This window comes from Vibrio zhugei (genome assembly GCF_003716875.1).
Lineage (GTDB): Bacteria > Pseudomonadota > Gammaproteobacteria > Enterobacterales > Vibrionaceae > Vibrio > Vibrio zhugei.
Window position 1 is genome coordinate 1,593,167 of record NZ_CP033078.1, and the last position, 14,960, is coordinate 1,608,126.

The 14,960-nt window shown below is 45.4% G+C and carries 12 protein-coding genes and 4 tRNA genes; 6 read left to right on the forward strand and 10 right to left on the reverse strand.

Features of this window, described 5'->3' with window-relative positions:
* Positions 1 to 51: 51 nt before the first annotated feature.
* From EAE30_RS12605 to uvrY, 7 genes are all read right to left on the reverse strand, one after another.
* A tRNA-Gly gene (locus EAE30_RS12605) sits at positions 52 to 127 on the reverse strand.
* Between the two features lie 30 nt (positions 128 to 157).
* Positions 158 to 244, reverse strand: a tRNA-Leu gene (locus EAE30_RS12610).
* Positions 245 to 309: 65 nt separating this feature from the next.
* Positions 310 to 385: transfer RNA gene (locus EAE30_RS12615), tRNA-Gly, on the reverse strand.
* Positions 386 to 387: 2 nt separating this feature from the next.
* Positions 388 to 461 (reverse strand) — tRNA-Cys (locus EAE30_RS12620).
* Between the two features lie 359 nt (positions 462 to 820).
* A complete protein-coding gene (pgsA, locus tag EAE30_RS12625) occupies positions 821 to 1,378 on the reverse strand; it encodes a CDP-diacylglycerol--glycerol-3-phosphate 3-phosphatidyltransferase (protein WP_123016235.1) in 558 nt (185 codons plus the stop codon).
* 46 nt (positions 1,379 to 1,424) lie between these two features.
* Positions 1,425 to 3,254, reverse strand: a complete 1,830-nt coding sequence (uvrC, locus tag EAE30_RS12630; RefSeq protein WP_123016236.1) for an excinuclease ABC subunit UvrC — start codon at positions 3,252 to 3,254, stop codon at positions 1,425 to 1,427.
* Positions 3,254 to 3,898, reverse strand: a complete 645-nt coding sequence (uvrY, locus tag EAE30_RS12635; RefSeq protein WP_123016237.1) for a UvrY/SirA/GacA family response regulator transcription factor — start codon at positions 3,896 to 3,898, stop codon at positions 3,254 to 3,256. The genes uvrC and uvrY overlap by 1 nt, the downstream gene beginning before the upstream one ends.
* Positions 3,899 to 4,341: 443 nt before the next feature.
* On the opposite strand from uvrY, the gene EAE30_RS12640 reads away from it, so the two are divergent.
* A complete protein-coding gene (locus tag EAE30_RS12640; protein WP_390259132.1) occupies positions 4,342 to 6,726 on the forward strand; it encodes a DNA polymerase II in 2,385 nt (794 codons plus the stop codon).
* A gap of 9 nt (positions 6,727 to 6,735) precedes the next feature.
* Here the strand turns inward: EAE30_RS12640 and EAE30_RS12645 are convergent, their stop codons facing one another.
* Positions 6,736 to 7,503, reverse strand: coding sequence for a nucleotidyltransferase domain-containing protein (locus tag EAE30_RS12645; protein ID WP_123016238.1), 768 nt, complete (start codon positions 7,501 to 7,503; stop codon positions 6,736 to 6,738).
* Positions 7,504 to 7,701: 198 nt separating this feature from the next.
* On the opposite strand from EAE30_RS12645, the gene yeiP reads away from it, so the two are divergent.
* Both yeiP and EAE30_RS12655 read left to right on the forward strand, forming a co-directional pair.
* Entirely contained in the window at positions 7,702 to 8,268 is a 567-nt protein-coding gene (gene yeiP / locus EAE30_RS12650; RefSeq protein ID WP_123016239.1) for an elongation factor P-like protein YeiP, read from the forward strand.
* A 12-nt stretch (positions 8,269 to 8,280) separates the two neighbouring features.
* Positions 8,281 to 8,601: an HI1450 family dsDNA-mimic protein gene (locus EAE30_RS12655; RefSeq protein ID WP_123016240.1), complete on the forward strand. Its 321-nt coding sequence runs from the start codon at positions 8,281 to 8,283 to the stop codon at positions 8,599 to 8,601.
* A 93-nt stretch (positions 8,602 to 8,694) separates the two neighbouring features.
* Here EAE30_RS12655 and yqfB read toward each other — a convergent pair whose 3' ends face one another.
* Positions 8,695 to 9,000, reverse strand: a complete 306-nt coding sequence (gene yqfB / locus EAE30_RS12660) for a N(4)-acetylcytidine aminohydrolase (RefSeq protein WP_123017368.1) — start codon at positions 8,998 to 9,000, stop codon at positions 8,695 to 8,697.
* Between the two features lie 339 nt (positions 9,001 to 9,339).
* On the opposite strand from yqfB, the gene EAE30_RS12665 reads away from it, so the two are divergent.
* Positions 9,340 to 10,062 (forward strand): DUF3581 domain-containing protein, encoded by a 723-nt coding sequence (locus EAE30_RS12665; RefSeq protein WP_123017369.1) that lies wholly within the window; start codon positions 9,340 to 9,342, stop codon positions 10,060 to 10,062.
* 69 nt (positions 10,063 to 10,131) lie between these two features.
* On the opposite strand, the gene ydiJ is transcribed toward EAE30_RS12665, so the two are convergent.
* On the reverse strand, positions 10,132 to 13,191 hold the full coding sequence (gene ydiJ, locus EAE30_RS12670; protein WP_123016241.1) for a D-2-hydroxyglutarate dehydrogenase YdiJ: 3,060 nt from the start codon (positions 13,189 to 13,191) through the stop codon (positions 10,132 to 10,134).
* A gap of 210 nt (positions 13,192 to 13,401) precedes the next feature.
* Between ydiJ and EAE30_RS12675 the strand changes: the two genes are divergently transcribed.
* Together EAE30_RS12675 and EAE30_RS12680 are read left to right on the forward strand one after the other, a co-directional pair.
* Positions 13,402 to 14,085: a DUF3334 family protein gene (locus EAE30_RS12675; protein WP_123016242.1), complete on the forward strand. Its 684-nt coding sequence runs from the start codon at positions 13,402 to 13,404 to the stop codon at positions 14,083 to 14,085.
* Positions 14,086 to 14,202: 117 nt separating this feature from the next.
* Entirely contained in the window at positions 14,203 to 14,898 is a 696-nt protein-coding gene (locus EAE30_RS12680; protein WP_123016243.1) for a DUF2786 domain-containing protein, read from the forward strand.
* Positions 14,899 to 14,960 lie beyond the last annotated feature (62 nt).

Below are 14,960 nucleotides of genomic sequence, written 5' to 3' on the forward strand. Positions count from 1 at the left end.
CAAAATAGGTAAAAACGAAAAAAGCCCGAGTCGAAACTCGGGCTTTTTATTTGGAGCGACACACGAGGTTCGAACTCGTGACCTCGACCTTGGCAAGGTCGCGCTCTACCAACTGAGCTAGTGTCGCATGCTACATCATAATGCAGACTTTAATAGATGGTGCCCCGGGCCGGACTTGAACCGGCACAGCGCGAACGCCGAGGGATTTTAAATCCCTTGTGTCTACCAATTCCACCACCAGGGCACGCAATACTTTGCGATGATAGGCACACCATCTAGAATACCGAGTACACTCCATATTCTTTAATTTGGAGCGACACACGAGGTTCGAACTCGTGACCTCGACCTTGGCAAGGTCGCGCTCTACCAACTGAGCTAGTGTCGCAATGGAGGCGCGTCCCGGAGTTGAACCGAGGTCCACGGATTTGCAATCCGCTGCATAGCCACTCTGCCAACACGCCTTCGATACTGAATCGGATGACACGCTGTGCGCTTCCTCTTGAGTACGGGAATGCATTTTACGGATTCACGACAATGAGTCAACAGAATTTTTTATCATTTTGTATCGTTTGACTATTTTGCGTTCAAAACAGGACATTTTGATTAAAATACCGACTAAAAGAGTTATATTTCCGAGACATAAGTCACGTTAATCATGAGAAAACACTATCTCGTTAACAGGATAAACTCCCCTATTGAGCCAAAGGCGGAGAGCTGATTCGATAATCTGTCCACATTGATAGGTCATGATACAAAAAAACGAGACTCAACAGGAGCCTCGCTTTTCTCATGAATTCACCGGTGTGCGGTCACACCCCAGTCACAGATTTTCTTCACTTAATAAATCGTCTTTTGCGGCCGCAAGATACTGTGCCATTGACCAGTACGTTAATATTGTCGCCAAATAAATCGCTGCATAGCCGAGCCAAATCATCCAATCATCATAGCGCCAAATCAATACCCATAAAGCAAACATTTGTGACAGTGTTTTCACTTTACCAATCCAAGATACCTTAACGCTCGCACGCTTACCAATTTCCGCCATCCATTCACGCAAGGCTGAGATAATGATTTCACGGGCTATCATGGTTACCGCAGGTATGGTAATCCAAATCGTATGATAATGCTCAGTGATGACAATCAAAGCCGATGCCACTAAGACCTTATCCGCAACCGGATCAATAAAGGCGCCAAAACGGGAGGTTTGGCCAAGTTTTCTTGCCAACATACCGTCGAGCCAATCAGTGAATCCTGCAACCCAAAAAACCATAGCAGCAGCAAACGGAGCCCAAGTAAATGGGAGATAAAACGTCACGACAAAAACTGGTATTAGAAAAAGTCGTATTAAAGAAAGAATATTTGGGATGTTAAAACGCATAATTATAAGCTCTTATCGACAGCGCGTTTATGGTGCGGCATTTTTACTATTGTTTCAATGCCTGATAAATGTTTTCTGCCAGAGAATGACTGATCCCTGGGACTTTGGCGATTTCTTCTACAGTGGCTCGTTTCAGTTCTTGCAACCCTCCCATGTGTGTTAATAGTGCTTGCCGACGTTTCGGCCCCACACCTTCGATTCCTTCCAAACTGCTTGTACGACGAGTTTTACCCCGTTTTGCTCTGTGACCACTAATGGCATGATTATGGCTTTCGTCACGAATATGCTGAATTAAATGCAACGCAGGAGCATCACTGGGTAAATTGGACTCACGTCCATCAACCGTAATGAGCGTTTCCAAACCGGGCTTGCGAGTCACGCCTTTCGCGATCCCCATTAATAGAGGTCGCCTTGGCCAATCCACCCAGCACTGTTGCAATATTTCATAGGCACGATTGAGCTGCCCTTTACCGCCATCGATGAAAATAATATCAGGGATCTTGTCGACGTCTAATTGCTTGGAATAGCGACGTTCTAAAACTTGCCCCATCGCAGCGTAATCATCCCCGCCCGTAATGCCAGTGATATTATAACGGCGATACTCAGATTTGAGTGGCCCCTCTTGATTGAAGACGACACAAGAGGCAATGGTACTTTCCCCCATTGTATGGGAAATATCAAAACATTCCATACGTTGAATGGACTCAAGCCCTAATTCTTCTTGCAACGCTTTAAAACGTTGGCTAATCGTCATCTTATGATTGATTTTTGTCGTGATCGCTGTGCGCGCATTGGTATTCGACAGATTCAAATACCGACCACGATAACCACTGGGATCCAAATGAAAATAGACTTTTCTACCAGCAATCTCACTTAATGCGGACTGCAATAGCGCGGAGTCATCACACAATTCCCGGTTAACCACAATGCGATTTGGCATAGAACGCGCTTCATTGTGATTCAAATAATACTGCGTTAAGAAACTCTCAAACACTTCTTCACGGGTTGTGTTGTTTGGAATCTTTGGAAAATGACTACGACTGCCTAAAATCTTGCCTTGGCGTATCATTAAAATATAGACACAGGCAATCCCATTTTCCTGAGCAAAGCCCAACACATCCATGTCTTCCATACTGTCATCGGACACGTACTGCTGCTCTTGTACACGACGAATCGCTTGGATTTGATCACGAAACTTTGCCGCATCTTCAAAACGCAACTGTGTGCTAGCCTGTTCCATTTTATCAATCAATTGCTGCAATACTTGCTGATCTTTACCACGCAAAAACAGCCGCACCAAATCCACCAGCTCAGCATAATCGTCATCAGAGACAAGTTCATCCACGCACGGTCCAGCACATCGACCAATTTGATACATCAAACATGGGCGTGTGCGATTACTATAGACAGAATCTTCACACTGGCGTACCGGAATGATCTTCTGCAACAGGTGCAACGTTTCTCGTACGGCTCGGGAGTCAGGATACGGGCCAAAGTACTCCCCTTTGCGTTTTTTAGCGCCACGATGACTGGATAAACGAGGGTGTTTGTGATTACTGATAAAAATGTAAGGATAAGATTTGTCGTCTCGCAGTAACACATTATATTTCGGTAGATACTGCTTAATATAATTGTGCTCGAGTATGAGAGCCTCTGTCTCCGTATGCGTGACGGTGACATCAATCTTACAAATATTACTGACTAACGCTCGCGTTTTCTCGCTATCCACATTTTTACGAAAATAGCTGGTTAAACGTTTCTTTAGGTCTTTAGCTTTTCCGACATAAATGACCTCAGCATCAGCGTTATACATACGATAAACGCCAGGCTGATCAGTCACCGTTTTTAGAAAAGCGACAGAATCAAATTCAGGCACTACAACTTCTCTGTGTCTAGCATTCCATGGCGAATCGCTAAGTGTGTCAGTTCCACATCACCACCGATGTTGAGCTTCGCAAACAATCGATAGCGGTAGCTATTCACGGTTTTAGGACTTAAATTCAGTTGCTCAGAAATGTCCGTGACTTTTTGTCCTTGCGTAATCATCATCATGATCTGCAATTCACGTTCAGACAAATCAGCAAAAGGGTTTTCAGAAGCTGGAGAAAATTGGCTCAGCGCCATTTGTTGCGCGATCTCCGGCGAAATATAGCGTTGTCCACTATTCACCACGCGGATGGCGTTCACCATTTCATCAGGTGCAGCACCTTTGGTCAAATACCCAGCAGCGCCGGCTTGCATAACGCGTGTCGGAAACGGATTTTCAGTATGAATGGTTAATACAATGATTTTTACGTCCGGATTGAAACGCAAAATTTTCTTGGTTGCTTCTAATCCACCGATACCTGGCATGTTCATATCCATCAACACGACATCGGCATGACTATGGCGGCACCATTTTACCGCGTCTTCACCACTGACAGCTTCCCCTGCTATACTCATCCCACGGACGTCTTCAATAATACGTCGTATCCCTGTGCGAACCAGTTCGTGATCATCTACAAGGAAAACATTTATCAAACTTGTATCTCCACACTTATTCGTTGGCGACAACGTCGAGGTTTAACCTCAATGAGACGCTCGCCCAGTTAAACTTAATTCACAATATAGTTCTTGACTATGTGCTGAAACATCACGTTTAGCAAGCACTTATTGCCTCACTTTTCCTACCCTATAGTAAAAAAAGTCAAAATCAACGTATTGCCACAAATTACTCAGCTCGGTGAATGATCTTTCACAAACAAATCCGCCGCGCAGCCAAAAGCGTCGGCATCACATCATTGACAATGACAGTCATTAAAAAGTAGCGGAGACCGATAATAACAAAATCAGTCGATGAACCAAGGTTATGGTGCACATTTCGAGAAAAAATAACCGGATTGTCCCAGTACCAGCTTCATTACGTCGCCTATCAGTTTTGGTGATTTTCTATGATAAGATACCACGGGTGACACACTGGCAGTATGAACAACCACTCAGCGGATATTATGACTCATCACACAGGCTTTTTGCTCACTCGACACGCTCGTGACGTCGGTACAACGACCTCTATTGAACTTTGGCTAGCCACCCCCCAAGGCCCAACACAGCTCTTAATTTCGCAGCAACGCCCAGTGTTTTTTATTGAGCAAACCGCACAGGCTCAGGCCAGCAATCTCTTACAATCGGAGCCCCAAATCGAATTGCGTCCCCTTGAGATGGCTCATTTCTCCGGTGCCGCAGTGAGTGCGGTGTATGCGCCAACGTTGGCACAATCCCAATTATGTCAACAGCGCCTGCGACAACAGGGGATCGCTATCTATGAAACGGACATTCGCCTTGCTGATCGCTATCTTATGGAGCGCTTTATTCGTGGCAGTGTGGCGTTTACTGGGACACCAATCCATCATGGTCATTTTATTCAAATTCGCGATGCCAAATGTCGCCCAACCGATTATATTCCCCAGTTATCTGTCGTATCGCTGGATTTTGAATGCTCCGAAAAAGGCGTCTTATATTCCGTTGGACTAGATAGCCCAATGGATCGACGCGTTATTATGGTGGGCAACGCGCAAGAGGCAGACACGCCCATTGAATGGGTCAAGGATGAGAAAGCGCTGATTCACGCGCTGGTCGATTGGTTTCAGCAATACGACCCCGACGTGATCATTGGCTGGAACGTCATTGATTTTGATTTTCGGTTATTGCATCGCCGAGCGCAGTGGCACCGCATTGCTCTGCGCATTGGCCGGGGAAAACAAACCAGCTATTTCCGTAGCGCATCAAAAACACAGCAGGGATTTATTACCATCCCGGGCCGAGTGGTATTGGATGGCATTGATACATTCAAAACCGCCACTTACCAGTTTCGCTCTTGGTCTCTCGAGGCGGTGTCTCAGGAACTACTGGGAGAAGGAAAAGCGATTCATAATGTGCATGACCGTATGGCCGAAATCAATCACATGTTTGCTCACGATAAGCCGTCACTGGCCAAATACAACTTACAAGATTGTGTGTTGGTGAATCGATTATTTCAGCATGCCCACTTATTGGAATTTGCTATACAGCGCTCACGTCTCACTGGCCTAGAACTTGATCGTGTTGGCGGATCGGTTGCGGCGTTTACGAATCTGTACTTACCGCAATTGCATCGTGCTGGCTATATTGCGCCAAATCTGCAATCAGAAGACTGGCAAGCGAGCCCTGGCGGTTATGTCATGGACTCCTTACCCGGCTTATATGATTCGGTTCTCGTGTTGGATTTCAAAAGCCTGTACCCATCCATTATACGCTCCTTTTTGATTGACCCACTCGGGCTGATTGAAGGCTTGAAACTCGACGTTGGCAAAGACATGCACCAAGCCGTTCCCGGTTTCCGTGGTGGCCAATTTCATCGCACTCGCCATTTTCTACCCGAGATGATCGAACAATTATGGATCGCGCGCGACCAAGCCAAGAGGGATAATGAAAGCGCCTTTTCCCAAGCCATAAAAATCATCATGAACTCGTTTTATGGCGTACTCGGCTCGTCAGGATGCCGTTTTTTTGATACACGCTTGGCTTCCAGTATTACCATGCGTGGCCATGAAATCATGAAAAAAACTCGTGAATTAATTGAGTCTTATGGCTATCAGGTCATCTACGGCGACACCGACTCCACGTTTGTCTCTTTAGGCTATGAATGCACACAACCAGACGCCGATCGCATTGGCGCTACATTGGTTGAATCGATCAATCAATGGTGGATGACCCACTTGCAGGACGACTACCAACTCAAATCGATTTTAGAAATTGAGTACGAAAATCATTACCGAAAATTTTTGATGCCAACGATCCGCGGCTCAGAAACGGGATCCAAAAAGCGCTACGCTGGCTTACTGGGTGAAGGTGAGAATGAACGCATGATATTTAAAGGATTAGAGAGTGTACGCACCGATTGGACAGCCTTAGCGCAACGCTTTCAAAAAGAGTTGTATCAGATGATTTTCCACGATCAATCGCCTGATGATTACATCCGAGATATCACGCAGCGCACTCGGGCTGGAGAATTTGATGAAGAATTGGTATATCGCAAACGTCTACGCCAAAAGCTCACTGACTACCAACGTAACGTCCCACCGCAAGTGCGGGCGGCTCGTCTTGCGGATGAAATTAACATCAAACTAGGCCGCGCCCCACAATATCAAAATAAAGGCAGCATCAGCTATGTGATCACCGTCAATGGGCCGGAACCTAAAGAATATTGCCGAAGCCCGCTCGACTATGACCACTATATCGAGAAACAATTAAAACCCGTGGCCGACGCCATTTTGCCGTTTGTGGGTCGCCAATTCGATGCGCTGAATGCACCGCAACTAGGGCTGTTCTAACCCCACAAATCAGCCAATTTTGAACTCGGTTTTTTCATATTGCTTAGCAAGCCATGGACCAAAGTCATCTAATAAACCGACAACAGAGCGCTTGGGAATGACTTTCCCACGCAGCAGCAGGGCTAAGCGGTCAATCTCTCGATGTTTTTCCGGGTGATACACTAAAAACTGACGACCACATTCTATGGGATCATCAAACCATTGTTTGTCACGGTGCATAATCAAGGAATAGCTCGCGCGTAGGAGCTTTTTACCCACATCGATTTGGGCTTTGATTTGCTCTTCCCCGCGAGTGGCTTTGGCAATTTTCGCTCGGTAATACGCCACTTTGTATCCCACATCCATGTTCCAGTGTTTGGCGATTTCCCAACTCGGCTCATAGTCACCAAAGCACTCGCCCAAATCGCTGCCATACACGCATCGCGCACAATGACGTAACAAAAACCCCCAAGAAAACAAACTGTCCAGAGAAGCAACATGACTGGCTAAGGCCGTTTTCACGTTTAAATCGATCACAAAGGGGTAATGCCGTTGGAAGCGATAGCGGATGGTATTGATCAAAGTGACACGATTGGCGTCAAACGACTCATGAGTCACCACAATAACATCAATATTCGAACGCCCCGGTTTGGCGGTGCCACGTGCGACGCTGCCATACACATACAAGCTGTGTAAGTTATCCCCTAAGCCAGCCCGAAAAAATTTCACGAGCTCGCCGATGGCAGGCACATAATCCGATTGTAACGGCGATTGTGCCGTTAACACATTCAATGGCATCGCTGACGTTCACTCTGTTAATCAAGATGACTGCTATGTTCGCTGATCCCTGACGCTTAATCAATATATTGTCGCTATCTTGCTGGAATGGTGAATAAATTATCATCAGTGTTAAGTCAGAGAACACCATAAAGAGAGATGTTTTCGCGGGCAACCTTCGCTATAATGCCCCGACTCATACAATGAAGGATACCGTTCATGCCAAAGGCAAGTGAATTAAAAAAAGGGCTCGCGATTCTCGCAAATAACAAAACCCTATTGATCAAAGACATTGAAGTTACGACACCCGGTGGTCGTGGCGGTTCAAAAATATACAAACTGCGTTGTACGGACTTAGAAACAGGCGCTCGCGTCGACGAACGATATAAATCGGACGATGTATTGGATACCGTCGACATGAATAAGCGTGCTGTGTCATTTTCTTACGTCGATGGCGATGAGCATGTGTTCATGGACAACGAAGACTATACTCAATTCAACTTTAAATCGACCGACATTGCTGACGAACTGTTATTTATGACGGAAGAAATTCAAGGTTTGCATGTGGTGCTCGTTGACGGTAAACCTGTCGCCTTGGAAATGCCATCTTCGGTTGAGTTAGTGATTGAAGAAACCGACCCTTCCATCAAAGGCGCATCGGCATCGGCACGCACCAAACCAGCCTATTTTGCAACTGGCCTAGTGGTACAAGTACCAGAGTATATTGCCAGCGGTGAACGTGTTGTCATCAACATTGCAGAACGTAAATTCATGAGCCGAGCATAATAAAGAGGCGCTATGACAGACTTGATTTCTTACGACGATACCATTGATACGGCCTATGACATTTTTTTGGAAATGGCAGAAGATAACTTAGAGCCAGCCGATGTCATTCTATTTACCGCTCAGTTTGATGAACGCGGTGCAGCTGAAGTGGTTGAAACGGGTGACGACTGGGTGGAACATGTCGGTTTCGAGGTCGATAAAGAACGCTATGCAGAAGTTCGTATCGGGCTAGTCAATGAAGACGATGATGTCTTGGATGATGTCTTCGCTCGTATGCTGGTAAGCCGCGATCCAGAACATAAGTTCTGTCACATGTTGTGGAAACGAGACTAAGATAATCAAAAAGCCAACGGTCAAACGTTGGCTTTTTATTGTATCGCTCGCGCACATTACCACCGCACATAAATGCCTGAAAAATGACGCAGTTTACGCATGGTCGTAGAGCTCAAAAGCCAACATATATAAGTGCGTAATACCAGGATAAATGGCTTGAATAACCTGCTTTAACTCAGGCAACGTCATGTTCTCTTGCTCGGCGTGACGAGTCGTCAGTTGATCAAACCCCACTTCTGTCACTTCACGGATACGAATATGACAAAACGTGCGGCCTTGCTCTAACGTTGCGACTTCAACAATATCGCCCTGCTGATAGTCTTTTTCACTGTCATCGCGCAATGTAATCACTTTCTTACCGGCCAGAATATCGTCCTCAAACCGTTCAAAAAACGTCATGTATTTCATCGTGTCACCCCCTAATTTCGGCGTTACTTTACTCAACAATGTGGCCGCTATTAAACACTCAATCCACCAGAGTTCCAAACACAATAAGACGAGAAGAACGAGCAAGAGATGACTTTTCCCATCACTTTTGGCGCCTAATCACGCTATATTTATTCCGTTTTTTCATTTTTACTCATTGGCTAAAAACCCAATAATTCAAATAAAAACAACTGATTAAAATAAAACCATCTAAATTCACATAATAAAAAATGTTTTTTTTCGACTGGATAGACCAATTCATCCCATTTGTCCGTTATAATGCCGCACGGTTTTGGTCACGTAGCGTATATTATGTTTTTAAATCCCTATTTTTCATCTCAAGAGTCACAGTTTCGATTCACTCGCCGTCAAGCAAGTCACTTCGCTAAGAAAATAGCCGGTGATTACAACCCTATTCACGACGAAGACAATAAACGTTTTTGTGTCCCTGGGGATTTACTTTTTGCCGTGCTCTTAAAGCAAGAGGGCATCAGCCAAAAAATGCGCTTCGATTTTTCTGGCATGGTCAGTGACGATGTCTTGCTGCATATTGAACAGCGTAGCGACGAAGAAAGTGCGGTCGTCAACGATGCCGGCAAAGAATTTTTACACCTGAATCGCTCTGGCGAAACCACTCATAATGACGAATTCATTGAACATGTGGTGACCAACTACGTGCAGTTCTCTGGAAAAAACTTTCCTCACATCCTCGTTCCTCTTATGAAAGAGAAACAGATGATGATCAATTGCCAGCGCCCGTTGGTTATATACGAAAGTATGGAAGTCGAATTTGAGCGCCTTGATCTTATCCACCCAGAAATTGAATACACTGGCGCTACCTTTGATGTAGAAGGTAAACGTGGCCTCGTCACATTAAACTTTACCTTCAAAGAAGACGGTATTGTGATTGGCAAAGGGGTGAAGCGTATGGTAGCAAGCGGCTTAAAACCCTATAATCAAGACGACATTGATGACTTGGTGACTCGGTTTAACACGCTCAAAAAAGAGTTTATTTCTGAGTATTGCACGGCATAATCATCAAGCAAGACAAATAAAAAACGAGCCCTCTGGCTCGTTTTTTTGTATCGAGAATCACTTCCCCTTTCACACCCGCGTCATACCATTTAAAATTGACAGTACGGCTTGTAGTGGATGTTTAGGCTGATAGTGCTCAAAGCGCTTGACCTGACTGCGGCAACTGTAACCGGTCATCAAACATCGCTCTTGTGGCAATTGTGCAAGATTGGGTTTCCAGCTCAACCCATAAATATCCGTCGACATTTGCAGCTTATCGGCTTCATGACCAAACGTGCCAGCCATACCACAACATCCCACCGGCACTGCCTGTAATTGAGCCCCAAAATGCGCAAAAATGGTCCCCCACTCGGCTTCTGTATTGGGTAGCTTCGTTTTTTCGGTACAATGGCTAAACAAATACCACGGCGTTGTATCCGTCATCCCTTGCTCGTGAGTGGATTCCGACAACTGGGGTAATAACCATTCGTGCACCAACAAAACATCAAATTGTCCACGATGGTCACCAAGCAATTCCACGTACTCATCGCGATAACAAAGCACCATCGCAGGATCCACCCCGATCAGCGGAATACCTAACTCAGCGACTTGCGTTAAAAATTCTGCGGTATTCGTCGCTGTCGACTTAAATTTCTGCATAAAGCCTTTCACGTGCTGGGATTTACCGTTAGGTTTAAACGGTAATAAAACGGGCTTTTTACCCAGCTTGACGGCGAGCGCAATCATATCCTCAACCACGTCAGCATCATAATAGGAGGTAAAAGGATCTTGTACCAAAATGACGTATTGTTGTTTCTCCTCCTCAGATAGCCGCGACAAACGCTGCACATCGAAAGCTTCCAGCGGATGGCGACGGATTCGCTTGGCCAACACGGGAACCGACAACAACGGTGCATCCACATAACCAATGGTTTTTTTTGTGACATGTTTAACCCAGCCTTGCGACAATAGGCGATTGACAACATGGGGAATTTTCGCCATCGTCGGCAATAGGGTTTCAATATTCGCCACTAAATAATCTTTCGCCGGACGCTGATATCGCGAATGATAAATATTCAAAAAGCGTGAGCGAAAGCTTGGAACATCGACTTTGATTGGACACTGGCTGGCGCATGCCTTACAGGCCAAACACCCGTTCATGGCTTCAAACACTTCGTGAGAAAAATCGTATTCATGACGTTGATTGAGACGATGACGCACGCGATTCACCAGAGCTTTGACGGTGGATGTCCGCTCATAGGTTTCCTGCTCTAGGCTTAAAATGTCGATGCCTTCTTCACTCAATTGGCGTAGCCATTCTCGGACTAAGCCAGCCCGGCCTTTCGGCGAATGACGGCGGTCAGCAGACACTTTCATCGATGGGCACATCGGCGAGCTGGTATCGTAGTTAAAACACAAACCATTACCATTGCACAGCATTGCTTGCTTAAAGCTATCGCGAACTTGCACATCAATTTGGCGGTCATAGTAGCCCCGTGTCACGCTCGCGACTTTCACCAGCTCGGCTTGTGATTCCAGCGGGGTACAAATTTTGCCAGGATTCATTTTATTGTGCGGATCAAATGCGCCTTTAACGCGCCGTAATTCTTGATAGAGCGCCTCACCAAAAAAAGCAGGACTGTATTCTGAGCGATAGCCTTTACCATGTTCGCCCCACATCAATCCACCATACTTCGCCACCAGCTTCACCACCTCATCCGAGATGTGCAGCATGATTTTCTCTTGCTGCGGATCGCACATATCCAGCGCAGGGCGTACGTGCAATACCCCAGCGTCAACGTGACCGAACATGCCATACGTCAGTTGATTTTTATCGAGCAGTGCCCGAAATTCACTAATATAGTCCGCCAAATGCTCGGGCGGGACACAGGTATCTTCCGTGAATGGGACAGGTTTCGCTCGACCTTTCGCCGCGCCTAACAGGCCGACAGCTTTCTTACGCATTCCATAAATACGTTGAATACTCGCCAAATCCGTACACACTTGATAACCGATAATACCCGATTGACCTTTTTGCATGGTCTCATCCAGACGCGCCACCAGTTCAGCCACTAAGTGATCGACACTCGCTTGGTCTTGATCGGCAAACTCGACAATATTAATTCCTTGCATCTCAAGCCCAGGCACATCGGTGATCAAATCGCGAACCCCATGCCAAACGATGTCTTGTTTGGCTAAATTCAGTACCTTGGAATCAACGGTTTCAACCGACAGTGCTTGCGCTTCCACCATCAGCGGCGCGTTACGAAGCGCAGAGTCAAAACTGTCATACTTAACAGTGACCAACGTGCGAGCAGTAGGAATCGGCGTTAAATTGAGCGTGGCTTCGGTAATGAACGCAAGCGATCCTTCGGCACCACACAAAACCCGTGTGATATCAAAACTGTCATCGGCTTCATTGATGGCGTTCTTTAAATCATACCCCGTTAAAAAACGGTTCAGCGGTGGAAACTTGGCGACAATGGCATCACGCTGAGTGCGGCAGATATGCTCGGTAACCGATAGCGCTTGAGCCGCGAACGAAGTCTCTTGTGGATCGGGCCCGCTACCATCGGTCTCTAAGAGGGAACCATCAGCAAATACCGCTTGCAGTGAGAGTACGTGATCGGAGGTTTTCCCGTATTTTAATGACCCTTGTCCGGAAGCATCGGTATTGATCATCCCACCCAAGGTTGCACGATTGCTCGTCGAAAGATCCGGCGAGAAAAAATATCCGTAAGGGCGAACGGCATCGTTAAGCTGGTCTTTAACCACGCCTGCCTGTACACGAACCCACCCTTCTTTTTCATTAATTTCAATCACTTTATTCATGTGACGAGACAAATCAACCACCACGCCTTGCGTTAAGGATTGCCCGTTCGTTCCTGTCCCACCGCCTCGTGGTGAAAAAGTGACATTTTCAAATTCTGGTTTTGAACTAATCTTTCCTATGAGCACCACATCTTCAGACGTGCGTGGATGAACGACAGCCTGAGGCAATTGCTGATAAACACTGTTATCAGTGGCAACAGAAAATCGACTGGAGTATTGGGTTTCAATATCTCCTTGAAAGCCCGCAGCATCAAGTTCATTCAAGAAATGAACGACGCTTGGCTCTATATCAGAATGGTGGTGAAGTCTTGGTAACATGTGCTTCCTGCCCCTACGTCTACTGCATCATTGAGTAGAAGGAATGAGTTAATTTTAACATTAATCTTTGAGTGAGTTCACTTTACAACATTTAAAAAGGTGTTCAAAACAGAATCTGAGTGACAAAATGCATACTAGCAAAAAATGCTATAATACAAGATGTTGTCTACTTTCAATTTTTATCATAAATCGAATTAACGGGTTACCATAATGAGAAAAAACAAAACCATTACCACTGAAGACATTCTGTTGAAGCTTTGTCAGTCAGTTTCAACCGTTCTAAGTTCTGCTACCAACGAGAAAGTCAGCTATTCAGCGATGGTACAAAAAATCACAAAAACCTCGCTCAAACCCGACTTTGGTTGTTTCGTACTCTTTGATGGTGGATTTTCAGGGTTAGTGGTGATCAACTTTACCGCCAAAGCCGCTTTAGAGCTTTACTCAAGTTATATGATCAATATGGGCATCCCGGAAGACGAACTTGCTGTTTTGCACACCTCTGATGAAGTGGGTGACGTGCTAGGTGAACTGATGAACCAGCTTGTCGGTGACTTCACCAATAAAGTCCGTAAAGAGCTCCAAACCAACATAACCCAAAACCAACCTAAAATGTTGTGCCTCAATAAGCAGGTCAACTTATCGGTTGATACCAACTTAGACCGCCCGCAAGCGCGTCGTGTAACGTTTTCTACTCAGAAAAACAATATTTTTTATCTTGAACTTGCCATGGATAAAACCGAATTTATCCAATTAGAAGACTTTGAAATCCAACAAGATGAAAGTCCTGATGATATTCTAGCAGCGACACAAGAAACCATGGCCAAAAATACCGCCGCTTCCAAACAAGATGTCGATGATTTGAATTCTGATTTATTAGATGAGTTAGGTATTTAATTTCATCCAGTTACCGGCTGCTTGGTCAACGAGCAGCCTCTTCCCCTTTATATTCTCATGCAAAAACGGTAAAATACCGGACTTTTCCGACTGCCTAAGATCGTTTTTAGCAAGCCTATGGATAAACAGAAAGCACTTAAAAGAATCGCCAAATGTCTTGAATTGGGTAATTCTGCCAATGTAAACGAAGCAGCCAGCGCGATAAAAATGGCGCACCGCTTAATGGTGAAGTATGGGTTGGATAAAGATGATATCGAATTCATCAAAATGGGGAAAACCCAATCGACACATCTGTTACCCACTAATATCTCTTCTAATATTCTGCGCATCATTCGCGGGATTAACACCAAGTTCGGTGTAGAAGCGGTATTACTCAATCATAAAGGATTGAAACGTTGTGAATTTATTGGCGAAGCAGACCGTGCTATTTTTGCAGCGTTTGCGTTTGATATTGTCTATCGCGAATTGAATGAGCAAACAGGTCAATTTAGAAATAGTTTTTCTGGATCAGGCACCTCGACCAACGAAGTCACACGACGTGTTAATTCTTTTATCTCAGGTTGGATTGAAGGGGCGCTAGAAAAGCTGCCTGAAATTGCCCCAGATGAAGAGTCTGCCAATAAAATCAATAATTACATTGATAAAGAATTTGAAAATATTGACCGTGAAACGTTCAAAAAACAGATGAGCGAAGCGATTAAAAACCTGACCGATGATTATGAGGTGGGATTAAAGAAAGGTCGCCGACTGTCAGTCAATCGAGCGGTCGACGGAGCTCAAAAACCGAAAATGCTCAAACGGACGTCTTCCTAAACCCTGCTCTTTCTCGCGAGCAATGGCATTACCCGCTCAGACCCTCTATCCTTATTGACTTA

Excerpts from the sequence above, each read along its gene's own strand:
- pgsA (WP_123016235.1), bottom strand. The coding sequence starts at position 1,378 with ATGCGTTTTAACATCCCAAATATTCTTTCTTTAATACGACTTTTTCTA.
- EAE30_RS12640 (WP_390259132.1), top strand. The coding sequence starts at position 4,342 with ATGAACAACCACTCAGCGGATATTATGACTCATCACACAGGCTTTTTG.
- EAE30_RS12645 (WP_123016238.1), bottom strand. The coding sequence starts at position 7,503 with ATGCCATTGAATGTGTTAACGGCACAATCGCCGTTACAATCGGATTAT.
- yeiP (WP_123016239.1), top strand. The coding sequence starts at position 7,702 with ATGCCAAAGGCAAGTGAATTAAAAAAAGGGCTCGCGATTCTCGCAAAT.
- EAE30_RS12655 (WP_123016240.1), top strand. The coding sequence starts at position 8,281 with ATGACAGACTTGATTTCTTACGACGATACCATTGATACGGCCTATGAC.
- yqfB (WP_123017368.1), bottom strand. The coding sequence starts at position 9,000 with ATGACGTTTTTTGAACGGTTTGAGGACGATATTCTGGCCGGTAAGAAA.
- EAE30_RS12665 (WP_123017369.1), top strand. The coding sequence starts at position 9,340 with ATGTTTTTAAATCCCTATTTTTCATCTCAAGAGTCACAGTTTCGATTC.
- ydiJ (WP_123016241.1), bottom strand. The coding sequence starts at position 13,191 with ATGTTACCAAGACTTCACCACCATTCTGATATAGAGCCAAGCGTCGTT.
- EAE30_RS12675 (WP_123016242.1), top strand. The coding sequence starts at position 13,402 with ATGAGAAAAAACAAAACCATTACCACTGAAGACATTCTGTTGAAGCTT.
- EAE30_RS12680 (WP_123016243.1), top strand. The coding sequence starts at position 14,203 with ATGGATAAACAGAAAGCACTTAAAAGAATCGCCAAATGTCTTGAATTG.